Genomic DNA, 2,211 nt, shown 5'->3' on the forward strand with positions numbered 1-2,211 from the left:
GTCTTCAGTCATGCCGCTGTCATTTCCACTGGCAGCGAAGCCAATGCATGGAGCGTGTTGTTCAGGCGCCGGCGCGGTTCTCCGGTCAGGCGAATGGAAGAAACCTGTCGGGCCAGCGCATCGCCGATCAATTCTCCTTCAAGACGCGCGACCATTTGCCCAAGACATTGGTGGATGCCAAAGCCAAAGCCGACATGGCCACTGACATTTCGTTCGATTCGAAACTGATCGGGATCATCCCACTTGCGTGGATCGCGATTGGCCGAGGCCAGGAACAGCAAAACCTTTGATCCTTCGGGAATTCTGGTTGCGGCAACTTCGGTATCCTTCGAGGCCGTTCGAAAGAAGGTTTGCACTGTCGAATCCCAACGCAGACTTTCCTCAAATGCGCGCAGCGCCAGCTTTGGATTGCCGCGAAGCTTCTGGAACTCTTCCGGATATTGGGCCAGTGCCAGGACCATATGCCCAATGCCGTTCACTGTCGTATCGACGCCGGCCGACAGAAATGACCGTACCAGGCGTTCGGCTTCGTCCTCGGTGCATTCCCCGCGATCCGCTGCTTCGTACAAAGCCATGCCCCAGCCGCCGGATTTCAGGTTCTTGCGCTTGCAGACCTCGCCAACCCATTCGATCGCTGCTTCCTTGCCGGCATTGCCTTCTTCGAAAACGCGATTGCGCGGGCCAAAGGCGTTGAAGACGATGGTTGCATAATCGATCAAATGCTCCCGCCCCTCGTCAGGCAGTCCGATTGTGTCTGGAAAGACCATCATTGGGAAAGCTTCCGACAAATCGGGCACCGCGTCGAAGCGACCCTTTCTGGCGAGGGATGCAACAAGCGCATCTGCCTTTTCCTGCCAAACCGGACGCAATTCCTTCAATGCTTTCATCGACACAATCTTGTTTACGATTGCACGCGTTCGATCATGCAGCGGAGGGTCTGCCTCGAGCAGCAGGGACGGCGGACGGAACGGTTCCTCTTTGGAGAAATCGGCCAAGCCAACTCCGCGCGAGGAACAAAATGTCTCGTGATCGCGTAGCGCGGGCTGGACTTCATTGAAACGGGCCATTGCATAGATGCCCAGTGGTTCCAGCCACACGACCGGACCGGCATCCCGCAGTGCGGCATGATGCGCGTAGGGATCGGCGAGAAATTCTTCGGCGAACGGGTCAATGTCCAGTCTGGTTATTTGCTCCGACATCATGCTGCTGCCTGAGAAACCGGTTTTCGCGCAATCAGCAGTGCGGCGATGGCACCAATCGCGATGATCCCCGCATAGACGGTCAGCGCATTTGCGAGCCCGCCCGTTGCCTGCATGGCCGAAGCAGCGACTATCGGCGCAAGAAACTGTCCCAGAAAAAAGGCTCCGGTCCACATACCCGTGCCTCGGCCCCGCATCTCTGCCGGCAGGCGGCGCATGGTCCATGTCAGCATATTGGGCAACAGGATCCCACTCCCGATGCAGGCCAATATGGCGAATACCGCAATCATCGGCAGTACCGTCGAAAGCCCCACACCGACGTAACCAATAGCTGCAACCCCAAGGCCCAGCGCCAGCAGGATAGGTCCCGCTTTGTCTTTCAGCCTGTCAAACACGAACGTCCCCAGACCAACACCCAGATTGGTTCCGGCACCGATCAATCCGATAACACCGGGTGAAACAGCACCGGACAGTTCCAGGATCGGTCCCAACTGCACGATAACGGTATAAAAAACGATCCCAACGCCCAAAGTTGTGACAACCAGCGGGAGAACAGCGCCGTAAGGAAAGCCCGTCTTTTCTGGCCCGGCATCATCGGCCTTTACCCCTGGTTCGAACAGGATTGTGGCTGCGGCGAGCGCAATAGGCACGGCAACGAGATAAAGCAGAAATGGTCCGCGCGAGCCAAATAGTTCGCCAAGACCGCCGCCGATGGCAATCAGCGCAATGGCCGCAATGCTCCCCACTGCGACCTGCAATGCAATCCATTTTTCGCGCCGCTCGCCTTCAAAATAGTCGCCGATAAGCGCGGTCGCGACCGTCATGATGATCGCTTCGACGATACCCAGAGCAATCCGCGCGCCGATGATCTGGAAAAGATCGTCGAGAAACCAGGGAATGATGCCAAAGGCAGCGTAAAGCAGCAGCGCGGCTACCAGCAGCTTCTTCCGCCCCAGCCGATCGGAAAGCCAGCCAGCAACGGGAGAAAAGAGTGCCACGCACAGCGCAGGGA

2 protein-coding genes are annotated in these 2,211 nt (G+C 57.6%); both read right to left on the reverse strand.

What is annotated here, in order from left to right; translation table 11 throughout:
• Positions 1–8: 8 nt before the first annotated feature.
• The gene (locus WBM93_RS13235; RefSeq protein WP_424432334.1) at positions 9–1,202 is read right to left on the reverse strand and encodes a cytochrome P450; all 1,194 of its coding nucleotides are present in this window, start codon (positions 1,200–1,202) and stop codon (positions 9–11) included.
• Positions 1,199–2,211, reverse strand: a 1,013-nt coding sequence (locus tag WBM93_RS13240) for an MFS transporter (protein ID WP_424432335.1), incomplete at its 5' end; no start/stop codon positions are given. The genes WBM93_RS13240 and WBM93_RS13235, both read right to left, overlap by 4 nt.

This window comes from Parasphingorhabdus sp., from assembly GCF_049667325.1.
GTDB lineage: Bacteria > Pseudomonadota > Alphaproteobacteria > Sphingomonadales > Sphingomonadaceae > Parasphingorhabdus.

What these genes read in the sequence shown, in the direction of transcription:
- WBM93_RS13235 (WP_424432334.1), bottom strand. Translation starts at nt 1,202, where the DNA reads ATGATGTCGGAGCAAATAACCAGACTGGACATTGACCCGTTCGCCGAA.